The following is a 13,934-nucleotide window of genomic DNA, read 5'->3' as shown; positions in this document are numbered from 1 at the left end:
AGACAATCATACTTTCATAACCAACCTTGTATAGAAGCGTTGGTTATGAAAGTATTTTTTATGTCATAGTTATCAATGGCTATCATATATAATGTCTTTTAGTTTTAAAATAGCAGGTTCGATATCATCTCGATTTATTTTCGCAAATCCAATAATAAGTGTTTTAAATGGTGTGTTTTCAGGTTCATCAGCCATGAAACGTCTAATCGTATATAATTCTATACCGTGGTCATGCGCTTTTTGTTCAATCTCTTGATAACTTAAGTCTGTCTTAATATTAATTAGAAAATGAAGACCTGCCTCCATGTCGTATATCGAGACGTCTTCTTTAAATGATCTTTTTAATACTTTTAGAAAAAGCTCTCTCTTTTCAGTATAAGTATGATGCATTTTACGAATATATTTCTCATAGTTTCCGGATTTAATAAATAAATGTAGGGCATAAGCATTTATTAAGCTTAAATCTGTAATGGATGTATCTGTTATCGCATCAAATTTATATAAAAGTGGATAGGGTAAGACCATATAGCTTATTCTTAAACTTGGCATTAATGTTTTCGCGAATGTACCTAAATATATTACACGTTCATTCTTATCTAAACTATATAATGAAGGAATATTATCTGTACCATATTTATATTCACTATCATAATCGTCTTCTATAATATATTTATTATGTTCCGTTACCCAGTTGAGTAATTCAATTCTTCTTGAAATTGGCATAATGGTGCCTGTTGGAAATTGATGTGAAGGTGTTGTCACGACAAAATCAGGCTTTGCCTGTTTCACATGTTCAACAGATAACCCTTTGTTGTCTAGTGGGATATTAACGACATCCTGTCCCATGCCGATAAATAGCTTTCTCATTCGAGAATATCCAGGATTTTCAATAGCGATTTTTTGATTGTTTGAAAATGCTTTGAATAAGCTGCTTAATAAGTTCGCTGTACCTGAGCCGACAATGATTTGTTCAGGGTAACAAACGACACCTCTTTTGTATGAAATCAATTGAGCGATTGATTTTCTTAGCTCAAGCGGCCCTTTATATACAGGGATTTCTGACATTTCATGTTTGAAAAGATGAAAAGCTTCTTTCACATATTTAGACCATAAGTCTATTGGAAATTGTGAGATGTCTGTTGTCATATGCGATAAAGAATAACGATATGAAGATTTAATTTGAGTTGGGTTATTGTTTAAAGGTTGCGTAATATGTTGATCTTGAATGATTAACTTATTTAATGCCTCAACAAAGTAACCTTGTCTTTCCTTTGTGTATATATAACCCTCAGCAAAAAGTTGTTCATAAGCATTCTTGACAGTGTTAATACTGACATTTTGATCAATTGAAAGTTGTCTTTTGGATGGTAATTTTTCGTGACTATTATATTTTTGAGAGAGTATATCTTGTTTTAATTTGAGATAAATTTCTCTATATTTGTAAGTTTGAGTCATATCGTTCGCCCCTCTGGTACTATTAAAAATTAAAAACTGGTACTTTTCATTATACCAATCTTTTTTTAATATGTACTAAATAAACAATAGGAGGGATTTTGATGGGTAAGACTCAAGAACAATTGGAATCTTTACGTAACGAATATGTAGCAAGAGGTGTCAGTAATGGTAATACACATATTGCTGATTTTGCAAAAGGGGCAACAGTTACAGATAAAGACGGTAAAGAGTGGATTGACTTTGCAGGAGCAATTGGTACGTTAAACGTTGGTCATTCACATCCTAAAATAACTGAACATTTAAAAAACGAGCTTGAAAGATTTATTTTACCTGGTTTCAATGTGATTATGTATGAAAGTTATATTAAATTAGCAGAGAAATTAGCAGAAATTACACCAGGTGACCATAAAAAGAAAACAGTATTACTAAATTCTGGCGCAGAAGCAGTAGAAAACGCTGTAAAAATCGCTAGAAAATATACAGGTAGACAACAAGTTGTATCATTTGTTAGAGGCTTTCACGGAAGAACAAATTTAACGATGTCTATGACAAGTAAAGTAAGACCTTATAAATTGGGGTTTGGCCCATTTGCACCAGAAGTATATCAAGCGCCATATCCTTATTTAGCAGATAAACCTGAAGGATTAAGTGATGAGGCATACATAGATTCAGTCATTAAAGATTTGAAGAATTTCTTTATCGCAACAGTGGATCCTTCAGAAGTGGCATGTGTTGTGATTGAGCCAGTACAAGGTGAAGGTGGATTTATCATTCCAGATAAGAAATTTATTCATGCATTAAAAGATATTTGTGAAGAACATGGTATCGTATTTATTGCAGATGAAATTCAAACAGGCTTTGCACGTACTGGTAAGACATTTGCAATTGAGCATTTTGATGTTATTCCAGACTTAATGACTGTATCAAAATCTCTAGCAGCAGGATTCCCATTAAGTGGTGTTGTTGGACGAAGCGAAATTGTCGATAGCCCAAATCCAGGCGAAATTGGTGGTACATATGCAGGAAATCCACTTGCATGTGAAGCAGCATTAAAAGTAATTGAAATTATTGGAGAAGAAAACTTAAATGCTAAAGCTGAACAACTTGGCGCAACAATTCAATCAAGATTAGAAGCATTTAAATTAGAGCATTCATTTATAGGAGATATTCGTAGATTAGGCGCAATGGTCGCAATGGAAATTGTCGATCCAGAAACGCAATCACCTGATAAAGTTAAAACGTCACAAATCGTTAAAGCAGCAAATGAAAATGGTTTATTATTATTATCAGCTGGTATTAACGGAAATGTGATTCGATTTTTAGCACCGTTAGTCATTACAGATCAAGAATTAAACGAAGGATTATCAATCTTAGAATCTAGTCTTTAAGAAATTTGACTAATAAAAATGGGGTATAATTATGAATTCTCAATTTAATAAATCAATGAATATAGCAGACGTATTATTTCTCGCGATTGGCGCCATGCTTGGATGGGGCTGGGTTGTTCTTTCGGGAGAATGGATTTCACAAGCAGGATTTCTAGGTAGTATTATCGCATTTGTAATTGGTGGATTATTAGTAATTTTTATTGGATTAACATACGCAGAGCTTGCCTCTGCAATTCCTGAAACAGGTGGCGGATTTGTCTTCGTTAAGAAAGCATTTAGTCCAGGTGTAGCATTTATATCTGGTTGGTCAGTGTTATTTGGTTATGTATCTGTTATTACATTTGAAGCAGTCGCATTACCAACTGTTATAGACTATGTCATACCGTTTGAACATTCTGGCTTATTATGGAATTTAGCCGGGTGGGATGTTTACTTAACTTGGGTACTTATCGGTTCATTAGGTAGTGTCATATTAACATCATTAAACTACTTTGGCGTTAAACCAGCTGCAGTTATGCAGACTGTATTCACAATATTTATTGTAGGCGTTGGTTTGTTATTATTCTTTGGTGCAGGGTTCAATGGTGACTTTACACATCTTAAACCATTGTTTAATGGTGGTGTAGGTGGAACAATGTCTGTTCTGATCATGATTCCATTCTTATTCGTAGGGTTCGATGTTATTCCACAAATAGCTGAAGAAGTAAAAGCACCTTCTAAAAAAATAGGTGGTATTTTAGTTATCTCTATTATAGCATCGGTTATCTTCTATTTATTAATTGTGTTTGGTGTTGCGACTGGTTTAACACCAAGTCAATTAAGTACAAGTGAATTAGCTACGGCAGATGCAATGGTGAATTTATTTGGATCAAGTGGATTTGGAATATTACTCGTATTAGGTGGAATTGCTGGTATTATCACAAGTTGGAATGCATTTATTATCGGTGGTAGTCGTATTTTATATGCGATGGCGAAAAATAATATGATTCCTAAGTGGTTTGCATACATTCACCCTAAATACAAAACACCAACACACGGTATTATATTCCTTGGTGTATTAGCATTTATTGCACCTTTATTAGGTCGTCCTGCATTAGTATGGATTGTTGATGCTGGTGGGATCGGTGTTGTATTAGGTTACTTCTTAGTTGCATGTGCATTTTTGAAATTAAGAAAAAGTGAACCTAATTTAGAAAGACCATATCGTATTAAAAGTGGTAAAGTAGTTGGTTGGATTGCTGTAATTTTAAGTATTGCGTTTATCGCAATCTATTTACCAGGAATGCCGTCATCACTTATTTGGCCACATGAATGGATTATCGTATTCGTATGGTATGGCATAGCAGCAGTCTTATATTTAACAAAATCAAAAGGGGATGAAGTATTTGAAACAGCTAAAAGTATACAATCCAGCAACGAATGAAGTCGTTAAGACGATTCCTTATACTTCTGAAGAAGAAGCAATTCAACAAATTGATAAAGCACAAGTTGCATATGAATCATGGCGTGAAAAAGACGTTCATGAACGTTCATCACTTTTATTAAAATGGTATCAATTAATTGATGAACATAAAGAAGAATTAGCAGAATTAATTACTCTAGAGAACGGTAAACCTTATAAAGAAGCATTAGGCGAAGTTGCTTACGCAAATAGTTACATTCAATGGTATCAAGAAGAAGCAAAACGTATTTATGGTAAGACTATACCTGCTAATCAAAAAGGTAAAAAAATTATCACTGATCCGTTCCCAGTAGGTGTTGTTGGTGCAATTACTCCTTGGAATTTCCCGGCAGCAATGATTGCGAGAAAAATGGCACCAGCATTAGCAGCAGGTTGTACAATTGTTTGTAAACCGGCTTTAGAAACACCACTAACGACGATAAGAATGGTTGAATTGGCACATGAAGCGGGTATCCCTGAAGATGCCATTCAATATGTTGTATTAAGTGGTAAAGACGCAGGTAGAATATTTACTGAAAGTCCAATTATACAGAAGATAACATTCACAGGATCTACACCAGTAGGTAAACATTTAATAAAAGATTCTGCAAATACAGTTAAAAATGTCACGATGGAATTAGGTGGATTAGCACCAGTTATTGTTCATAAAGATGCAGATATTGAACTAGCAGTTGATCAAACAATCGCGACTAAATTTAGAAATTCAGGACAAACTTGTATAAGTGCAAATAGAATTTATGTACATCAAGATATAGAACAAGCTTTTACAGAACGTTTAACTGAAAAAGTAAATGCATTAAATGTAGGAAATGGCTTAGAAGAGGGTGTTGAAATGGGTCCACTCATTAATCAACAAGCTGTAGATAAAGTCATTGACCAAATTGAAGATGCCGTACATCATGGTGGAGAATTGTCATTACCATTAGAACAATTAAAATTAGGTGGAAATTTCTTAAAGCCAGTCGTTATCAGACAAGCAAATCTTGATATGAAAGTGATGCATGAAGAAACATTCGGACCAATCGCTGCAGTCATGGCATACGAAGACTTAGATGAAATTATTAAAGTTGCCAATGATACAGAATATGGTTTAGCCGCTTATTTCTTCACGAATGACTATCGTACAGGCTTTGATATTTATAAGAAGCTTGATTTCGGTGTGATAGGTTGGAATGATGGTGCGCCATCAGCAGCGCATGCGCCATTTGGAGGATTTAAAGAAAGTGGATATGGCCGTGAAGGTGGTATCGAAGGTATTGAACCTTATTTAGAAACTAAATATTTATCAATCGGTAATATGTAATAAATGAACCCCCTAAAAGTGACCACTTTTAGGGGGTTCTCATATGTATCTATTTCTAGAATACACTTTAAATGCTATGATATTATCTAATGTCTTTGACAATTTTGCCATCTATTGAAACGACTTTAATTTTATTTGGGTCTCTTAATACTTTGATGTCTTCTAAAGGATTTTGATCTAGTATAATGAAGTCTGCTTTCTTGTCGACTTCAATTGTACCTAAGTCGTCGTCATAACCTAAACATTCAGCAGCTGTCTTAGTAGACGAAACAATAGCTTCCATTTCTGTCATGCCGTGTTCAACCATAAGCTCTAATTCTCTTAAATTAGTTCCATGTTTGAATACACCTGCATCTGTACCCATTGCTATTTTTACACCAGCTTGATGTGCTTTCTTAAAGCTATCAATATGGTCTTGCATGACTTGTTTAGATTTCTTAATAGAATTTTCACTCATACCTAATTCTTCAGCGAACTCTATAACGGAAAGTGGTGCGAGTAATGTAGGTACGAGGTACATTTCTTTTTCTTTCATTAATTGAACAGCTTCATCATCTAAATATATACCATGTTCAATTGAGTGAATGCCTGCTTCTATACATTGTTTAACACCTTGCAACCCTTGAGCATGCGCCATAACTTTTCGATTATTTCTAAATTGCGCTTCTTCTACAATGACTTTTAATTCTTCTAATGAGAATTGCGTATAATCTGGATGGTCAGTTGCACTTGTTACACCACCCGTTGCATGTACTTTTAATACATCAGCACCAGCTCTTAACATTTCGCGTGCTTTTTTACGGACTTCATTCACACCATCACATATACCACTCGGTAAACCAGGATAGCCATCTTGCAAAATAGGGAGTTGTATACCGGATTTAGTATAACTATCCCCATGACCACCTGTAATGGTTAATGCGTTGACACTTATTTGTAAACGCGGTCCGAGTATTAAACCATCATTCACAGCTTCTTTTAAACCTAAATCTGCTCCTAAAGCATCTCGAACGGTTGTAACACCTGCATCAACTGTTCGTTTTAAATGATCAATTGCTTTGTAGAAGTTATATGAAAAAGGTGTAGATAATCTTCTTTCTAAAGGTTCCATTTCCAACATAACATGTACATGACTATCGATTATACCTGGTAATAGATATTGACCATTTCCTTCTATTATATTGTCGCCATTTAAATTACTACCAATTTCAGAAATGACATGATTTTCAACTTTTATATCCACACCTCGTTGAATGCCTTTTCCAGTACCGTCTATTAAATTGATGTTTTTTATAATCATATCTATGTCCTCCTCAATTACTTAATAAAGTTCATTAATATAGATGTTAAAATAACAGATGCAACTGTAACTGTTGTAAACCCACCAATAATCATCGGGCTTAATAACTCGTTAAATACATCTTCTCTGTCTTCCTCATTATCAGTAACAGATCGACTGACTTCTTCACATAAAATAAAATCACCTGGAAAACCATACAATGCGGTTAAAGCAACAGGTAATGCTTTAGTTGGTTTCCAACCAATTAATTTAGCACCGATAAATCCGCCAATTAAAATACCAATTGTACCTATAACAAGAATAGATAAAATAGCAGGTAAGAATTCCCATAAATCATGTGGTTTAATGCCGCCCATAGAACCGATAACGATTAAAATGATAATAACCATCATGATTGTGAATGATTGATTACGTTCCAGTTCTTTTTGTTCAAACAAGCCAATTTTCAAACCGATAACACCAAATAATAAACTGATGAGTGTGAAATGAATGCCTGTTACTTCGCCAATCATGAAGGCAATACTTGCTAAGAAGAACATAATAAAGAGTCTGATAACATTGTTTTGAAGTAACGGATTCTTATTAAATATCGTTTCTTTCTTAGGTTCATTTTTGTTAGAAATATTAGCGACATTTTTGTCTGTATGTCTATTTGCTAAGTAATATTTTGAATAGCGCTTCATAAGGATAGAACTTAATGGCATACCAATAACGCCTTGAAGTGCTTGCACGATAGCGGGTAAAACAATGAGATTGGCTAATCCTAAATCTTGAAGCTTTTCGACTGTGATGAGCAGCGCGACGATACCTCCAGCAATAGGTCCAACACCTGAAGCAGCAGTACGGAAATCAAATAGGAGTGTAACGAAGACTAATATTAAGGTTGTAGAACCCAATATACCTAATATTGATATAACAACTGCTTTCCATTGTGATTTAAGTATATGAAGCGGCATCATTGTCCCCATATGCATGATAACTGGTGCAATAATAAGCGCACCAAGTGAAGGTAAAATGGCATTATCTAATATCTTTTCAGGTAAGACGCCTGCCCAAGATAAAAGCAAGTAACTTACCATTGCAGTTAATAACATTGGTACACGAGCCTTTGTAAGATAAGAAATAATTTCCCCGAGAACGATTAATGCGAATAGTATTGTTGCTGAAATAAGCGGTTCACTAACCATTAGCATTCCCTCCTTTTTAAAGTTAATAGTCAAACTTTAGCATATCTAAATCAAGAAGTTAATAGTATTTTCTAAAAATTTAGAATATATAGATAAATATTACACTATTAATTGCATTCAATATATAACAAGAATTTAAATATTATTCTATGGTATATTACATTTATTCAATAAAAAACAGTAAACATGTCATATGACGATGTTTACTGTTTTTAAAATTTATTCATTTGAAGTAGAATGCTTGCGACGATTTATATAATAAACAACAAGCAATAGTACAATCCATAAAGGTGAGTACATTAATGCTGTACGTGTATCATTTGCAAAGAACAAAATAACTAATACAAATACAAAGAATATTAATGCAAGATATGATCCAATCACACCGAATGGATTTTTGAATTTAGATTTTTCGTGTAAAGATTTGTCTTCTTTTCTAAATTTGATATAACAAATTAAAATGATAGACCAAATAAAAATAAAGAATATTGTAGCTAATGTCGTAACGAGTGTAAATACGTCATCTGGTATAAAATAATTTAATATCGCAGCGAAGAATAATACAACACCTGAGAATATCAATGCTGGATAAGGTACACCACGTTTATTTGTCTTGCTTAACCCTTCAGGCGCATGACCCGTTTGACCTAAACCATAAACCATACGACTATTACTGAATAATCCACTGTTTGCAGCACTTGCAGCTGAAGTTAACACGACAAAGTTAACTATACCCGCAGCAGCTGGAATACCAGCTAATACAAATAAATTAACAAAAGGACTTTCAGCAGGATCAATTTTATTCCATGGTGTGATACTCATAATGATTAATAAACTTAATACATAGAAAATTAAAATACGAATACCGATAGAATTAACCGCTTTAGGTAAATTCTTTTCAGGATTTTTCGTCTCACGAGCTGTAACACCTACAAGTTCAATTCCTACAAAGCTAAATACTGCCATTTGGAAAGCCAGTAAGAAGCCCATAGCACCATTTGGGAAGAAACCATTATGGCTATATAAATTATTAAATCCAGATTGAATACCTGTGCTAGATTTAAAACCATTAAATATCATCCATAAACCAATGACAATTAATAATATAATGGCGATAATTTTAATAAGTGCAAACCAAAATTCGACCTCACCAAATAATTTAACAGTCATAAGATTTAAACCTAATAGAATAACAACTGTTGCAATTGCAGAAACATATGCAGGAACATCAGGATACCAAAACTGAATATACTTAGCCACAGCCGTAATATCCGCTATCCCCGTTGCAACCCAACAAAACCAATACGTCCATCCAGTTAAAAATCCGAATAAAGGACCTAAATAATGTTCAGCAATATCAATGAAAGAATTGTAGTTACTATTTGAAAGTAATAATTCCCCTAAGGCTCTCATCATAATAAATAAGAAAAAACCAATAATAATATAAACTAATAAAATAGATGGACCCGCTAGTGAAATACTCTTACCAGCCCCAAGAAAAAGACCGGTACCAATCGCGCCACCAATAGCAATTAACTGAATATGCCGATTTGACATACTTCTTTGTAACTCATGATTTTCCATTTTTAATTCGCTCTCCTTAAACACAATAAAACATATGTAAACAATAAGATTTATAAAACAATATAAAAAGCATTATACTACGATTATTTGTATTTTGCATATTAATATAAATAAATGTTTTTAAATGTAAGCGAAAGGTGAGGATATATAACACGATGAGTAATGTAACTTTACTCATTTTTTATACTTATAATTATTTGATATAGAATAAGAATAACTTAAACAAAGGAGGAGATTTCTTATGTTAACAAGTATTTTACAACCAATCGTAGATTTGATTACAGCTTTAGGTCTTTAATTTGAATTTGATTTATTTTGATATGCAAACAAAGGGGTCAGTACATAGTGCTGTAAGTACTAAATAAGCCACCAATTCGTATTTTGCGAATTGGTGGCTTTTCTATTTAGTAACAATAATTGACCAATATGGTCGATAGCGTTATGATGTAGTCGACCGAACTGGTCTAATATGTTTTGGAAGGTGTATATGATGAATGATGCATTCTATAATTTAGATGAAGAAAAGCGTCAAAAAATAATCAATTCAGGGCTGATGGAGTTCTCTAATTATGGCTATCAACAAAGTTCTACGAATCGTATTGTTGAAAATGCTGGTATTGGTAAAGGGATGCTTTTTTATTACTTTATAAATAAAAAAGGATTATTTAAATTTCTAGTGGATTATTCATTAGATTTCATTGAGGAATATTATTTTAAACAGATTGATACTTCTGAGAAGGATGTTTTTAATAGATTAGTTAAACAAGCGAAGATTAAATCTAATTTAATGACGATTCATCCTCATATGTCGAAGTTTTTAACGAAAATTGTTCTGGAGGAATCTGGACATCATTATATATCTGAAGAACAAGACCAACATATTAAACAATTACAAAGTAAAGTTCAAAATGCACTATTTGAAGATTTAGATAAGGATCTTTTTAAAAATAATTTAAATGTTGAAATGTCTATCAATATTATAAAGTACTCGATTGACGGTTTAGCAGAATCTATGAAGACACGAATAACACATCAAATGATCGAGCAGAATGATTATCAAAGCTTTTATGATGAATTCGATTTATATATAAAGGAAATGCGTAAAATCTTCTATAAGGATCGTGATTAATATGACATTGTTAAAAGTAAATAATGTTACGAAGACGTTTGGTAAATTTAAAGCTTTAAACGGTGTGAATTTCACTGTTGAAGAAGGAGAAATATTTGGTTTTATCGGTCCAAATGGTTCTGGGAAATCTACGACCATTAAAGCAATTTTAGGCATGCTTAAACCAGATTCAGGTACTATTGAGGCATTTGATAAAGATGCTTGGAAAGATGCAGTTCGAATTCATAAACAAATTGCCTATGTTCCAGGTGATGTTAATTTGTGGCCAAACTTAACAGGTGGAGAAGTGATAGATTTATTCTTGAAATTAAGTGGGACTCGAAATGATGAAAAAAGAGATGAACTGATTAAAAAATTTGATTTAGACCCTACTAAAAAATGTGGGTCATATTCTAAAGGTAATAGACAGAAAGTTGCACTTATCGCTGCATTTACAACAGATGCACAACTTCTTATATTAGATGAACCGACATCTGGATTGGATCCTTTAATGGAACAAGTATTCCAAGCATGTGTATTAGAAAAGAAAAAAGAGGGCAAAAGTGTTCTATTATCGAGTCATATATTAAGTGAAGTAGAAAAATTATGTGACAGAGTCGGCATTATTAGAAAAGGTGAAATCGTAGAAATGGGAACGTTGGATGATTTGAGACATTTAACGAGAATGCATTTCGTCGTTCAGTCTAAAGAAGCTCTAACAGATTTAGACGAGCAAGATGGTGTACATGATATTTCTAAAGAAGGAGAGACATATCATTTTCAAGTGGATTCAGAGAAGGTTTCTAATATTATTAAATATTTAAGTCGGTTTGAGTTGTTGAAATTAGAAAGTATGCCACCTACATTAGAAGATTTATTTATGAGACATTATGGTGTGAATATTGAAAGAGGTGAGTAATATGAATAATCTCTTTAACGGTGTTGGACAATTAACGTTATTTTACCTTAAGACACATAAATGGAAAATGCTGTTTTGGATATTAGGTATCGTAGTTTTAACAGTTATCATACCACCAACATTTAAAAGTATGTATCCACACCAATCAGATATGCAACCAATTGTTGAAACTTCTAAAAATCCTGCAATGGAAGCAATGTTAGGACCAGGACAATTTGAACATGTATCAGTTGGCGTGTTATTTACGCACGAGATGTTGCTATTTACAAGTATTCTCGTTGCAATAATGAGTATTTTACTTGTTTCAAAGAGTACTAGAGGAGATGAATCTGCAGGTCGTATTGAAATGATTCGAGCATTGCCAGTTGGAAAAGTATCGCAACTCATAAGTGCACTTATTGAGATGATAATTGTGAATGTCATGATAACCATTTTGATTATGATTATATTACCTTTAATGAATATTAATAGTGTGGATTGGCAAGGTTCAATTGTTTATGCAGTTTCATTAGGATCAATTGGGATTCTATTTGGTATGATGACAGCTATATTTTCACAGTTAACTGAAACAAGTAGTAGTGTTACTGGCTATAGCATTACAGTATTGCTCTTAAGCTATTTAGTGAGAGCTGTTGGTGACGTCATAAATGAAGATATTTCTATGGTTTCACCTCTAGGATGGATTACAAGAACGTTTGCTTATTCTGAAAATAATTGGTGGCCAATCGTCATAACTTTAATAACGGCTATTATTTTCTTAATGGTAGCGATGATACTTTATTTTAGAAGGGATATAGAGTCTGGCTTACTGCCTTCTAAACCAGGTAAAAGAACAGCACATAAAATATGGTTATCTCCACTAGGTTTACAACTTAAATTGTATAAAGTAGGGCTTATTTCCTGGGCAATAGGGATGTTTGTATTTGGCGCTTCATATGGATCAATATTTGGTGAGTTAGATGATTTTATTAAAGATAACGAAATGTTGCAGCAAATGGTAGCTGGGAAAGGTGATCATTATATAGAAGCATTCTTACCGACTTTAATGATTATAATGGCTATAGTATCAACAATACCTCCACTATTAAGTTTATACAAAATAAAAAACGAATTAGATACTCATCGAATAGAACTTATAATGTCTCGACCTATTTCAAGAATTAAATTGTTGAGTAGTTATTTAGTTGTTTCATTATTTAATGCTATCTTTATGATTTTTATAGCTGCATTCGGTTTGTATGTTGCCCAAGCATCTGTGTTAAATGATCCATTTAGTTTTTGGACAATTATAAAGTCTGGAATTGTGCATATACCTGCCATTATATCTTTCGTAGCACTTGGCGTTGTACTTTTAGGATGGTTTAATAAAGGACACTTTATCGTTTATCTGTATTTAACTTATACGTTTTTCGTCGTTTATTTAGGACAATTGTTAAATATTAAAGACTGGTTAAAAGATATAACGCCATTTCATCATATTCCTGAAATACCTGTTGAAGATATGAATTATTCGGGTATAAGTATATTAATCATCTTATCTGTCGTGCTTATCATAATTGGATTTATAGGGTTTAAACGAAAAGACATTTCATAAAGGGAGCTGTGTTCGGATGACAAATTTACCGAAAATAGGGAAACCAGCAACAAATGCTTTGAACAAGATCAATGTTACGACGTTAGAACAGGCTGCTCAATTAGATGAACATAATTTGGCGAAACTTCATGGTATGGGACCAAAAGCAATAGGCATTTTGAAAGAAGCATTTTCAGAACAAGGGTTAGCATTTAGTCAATTAGATGATGATTTAAAGAATGTGAAATTCACAGTACTAGGAGATTTAAAATGTGATAACGCACCAAAAAGAAGAATTATCAGAGATATTGTGATTGCTTCACTCGTTGGAGATGAAAAGTATCTTAATGAATGGCTAACAGATGATTTAGTATGGAAAGTACCAGGTTCTTTTGAATTAAAGGGTAGAAAAGCATTTTTAGATGAAATTAACGAGCACTTGCAAAAAGTATCTAGCCTTGAAATTAAATCAATGCTTACGCACGGTAAAGAAGGTTCTATACATGGCATAATTATATTGAATTCTGGTGAGGAAATTCATTTTGCTGAAATGTATAAATTTGAAAATCATAAAAAAGACGCTAAAGTGAAAGAGATTACGTCATATATCATCATGAAACCTTAAATTTATGAAAATCCAATACCAGTATTTATG

At 33.1% G+C, this 13,934-nt stretch carries 11 protein-coding genes; 7 read left to right on the top strand and 4 right to left on the bottom strand.

From position 1 onward, the window contains the following. Positions 1 to 72: 72 nt before the first annotated feature. Positions 73 to 1,455 carry a MocR-like transcriptional regulator GabR gene (gene gabR / locus LQ675_RS04705; protein ID WP_239726565.1) on the bottom strand — a complete coding sequence of 461 codons (1,383 nt, stop codon included), beginning with the start codon at positions 1,453 to 1,455 and terminating at the stop codon, positions 73 to 75. A gap of 101 nt (positions 1,456 to 1,556) precedes the next feature. Here gabR and gabT point away from each other — a divergent pair, with 101 nt between their 5' ends. The 3 genes from gabT to LQ675_RS04690 are packed head-to-tail and all read left to right on the top strand — an operon-like array spanning position 1,557 to position 5,608. Then, the gene (gene gabT / locus LQ675_RS04700; RefSeq protein ID WP_048541564.1) at positions 1,557 to 2,843 is read left to right on the top strand and encodes a 4-aminobutyrate--2-oxoglutarate transaminase; all 1,287 of its coding nucleotides are present in this window, start codon (positions 1,557 to 1,559) and stop codon (positions 2,841 to 2,843) included. 31 nt (positions 2,844 to 2,874) lie between these two features. Further along, on the top strand, positions 2,875 to 4,266 hold the full coding sequence (locus LQ675_RS04695) for an APC family permease (RefSeq protein WP_152291867.1): 1,392 nt from the start codon (positions 2,875 to 2,877) through the stop codon (positions 4,264 to 4,266). After that, positions 4,229 to 5,608 carry an NAD-dependent succinate-semialdehyde dehydrogenase gene (locus LQ675_RS04690; protein WP_152291866.1) on the top strand — a complete coding sequence of 460 codons (1,380 nt, stop codon included), beginning with the start codon at positions 4,229 to 4,231 and terminating at the stop codon, positions 5,606 to 5,608. The genes LQ675_RS04695 and LQ675_RS04690 overlap by 38 nt, the downstream gene beginning before the upstream one ends. An 82-nt stretch (positions 5,609 to 5,690) precedes the next feature. On the opposite strand, the gene LQ675_RS04685 is transcribed toward LQ675_RS04690, so the two are convergent. The 3 genes from LQ675_RS04685 to LQ675_RS04675 form a co-directional block, all read right to left on the bottom strand. Beyond that, a complete protein-coding gene (locus tag LQ675_RS04685; RefSeq protein WP_152291865.1) occupies positions 5,691 to 6,908 on the bottom strand; it encodes a metal-dependent hydrolase family protein in 1,218 nt (405 codons plus the stop codon). Positions 6,909 to 6,925: 17 nt separating this feature from the next. Then, entirely contained in the window at positions 6,926 to 8,095 is a 1,170-nt protein-coding gene (locus LQ675_RS04680) for a hypothetical protein (protein ID WP_048541570.1), read from the bottom strand. A 219-nt stretch (positions 8,096 to 8,314) separates the two neighbouring features. Then, positions 8,315 to 9,679, bottom strand: coding sequence for an amino acid permease (locus tag LQ675_RS04675; RefSeq protein ID WP_119493660.1), 1,365 nt, complete (start codon positions 9,677 to 9,679; stop codon positions 8,315 to 8,317). A 490-nt stretch (positions 9,680 to 10,169) separates the two neighbouring features. Here LQ675_RS04675 and LQ675_RS04670 point away from each other — a divergent pair, with 490 nt between their 5' ends. The 4 genes from LQ675_RS04670 to LQ675_RS04655 are packed head-to-tail and all read left to right on the top strand — an operon-like array spanning position 10,170 to position 13,904. After that, positions 10,170 to 10,808, top strand: a complete 639-nt coding sequence (locus tag LQ675_RS04670; RefSeq protein WP_075577657.1) for a TetR/AcrR family transcriptional regulator — start codon at positions 10,170 to 10,172, stop codon at positions 10,806 to 10,808. Between the two features lies 1 nt (position 10,809). Then, on the top strand, positions 10,810 to 11,706 hold the full coding sequence (locus LQ675_RS04665) for an ABC transporter ATP-binding protein (protein ID WP_048541586.1): 897 nt from the start codon (positions 10,810 to 10,812) through the stop codon (positions 11,704 to 11,706). Position 11,707: 1 nt separating this feature from the next. Then, a complete protein-coding gene (locus LQ675_RS04660; protein WP_239726566.1) occupies positions 11,708 to 13,300 on the top strand; it encodes an ABC transporter permease in 1,593 nt (530 codons plus the stop codon). A gap of 16 nt (positions 13,301 to 13,316) precedes the next feature. Next, positions 13,317 to 13,904 (top strand): helix-hairpin-helix domain-containing protein, encoded by a 588-nt coding sequence (locus tag LQ675_RS04655; RefSeq protein ID WP_239726567.1) that lies wholly within the window; start codon positions 13,317 to 13,319, stop codon positions 13,902 to 13,904. Positions 13,905 to 13,934 lie beyond the last annotated feature (30 nt).

Origin of the sequence: Mammaliicoccus sp. D-M19 (genome assembly GCF_022386695.1) — a bacterium.
GTDB classification, from domain to species: domain Bacteria; phylum Bacillota; class Bacilli; order Staphylococcales; family Staphylococcaceae; genus Mammaliicoccus; species Mammaliicoccus sciuri.
The sequence above is the reverse complement of the archived record's forward strand: the minus strand, read 5'-3'. Positions and strand labels throughout refer to the sequence as shown.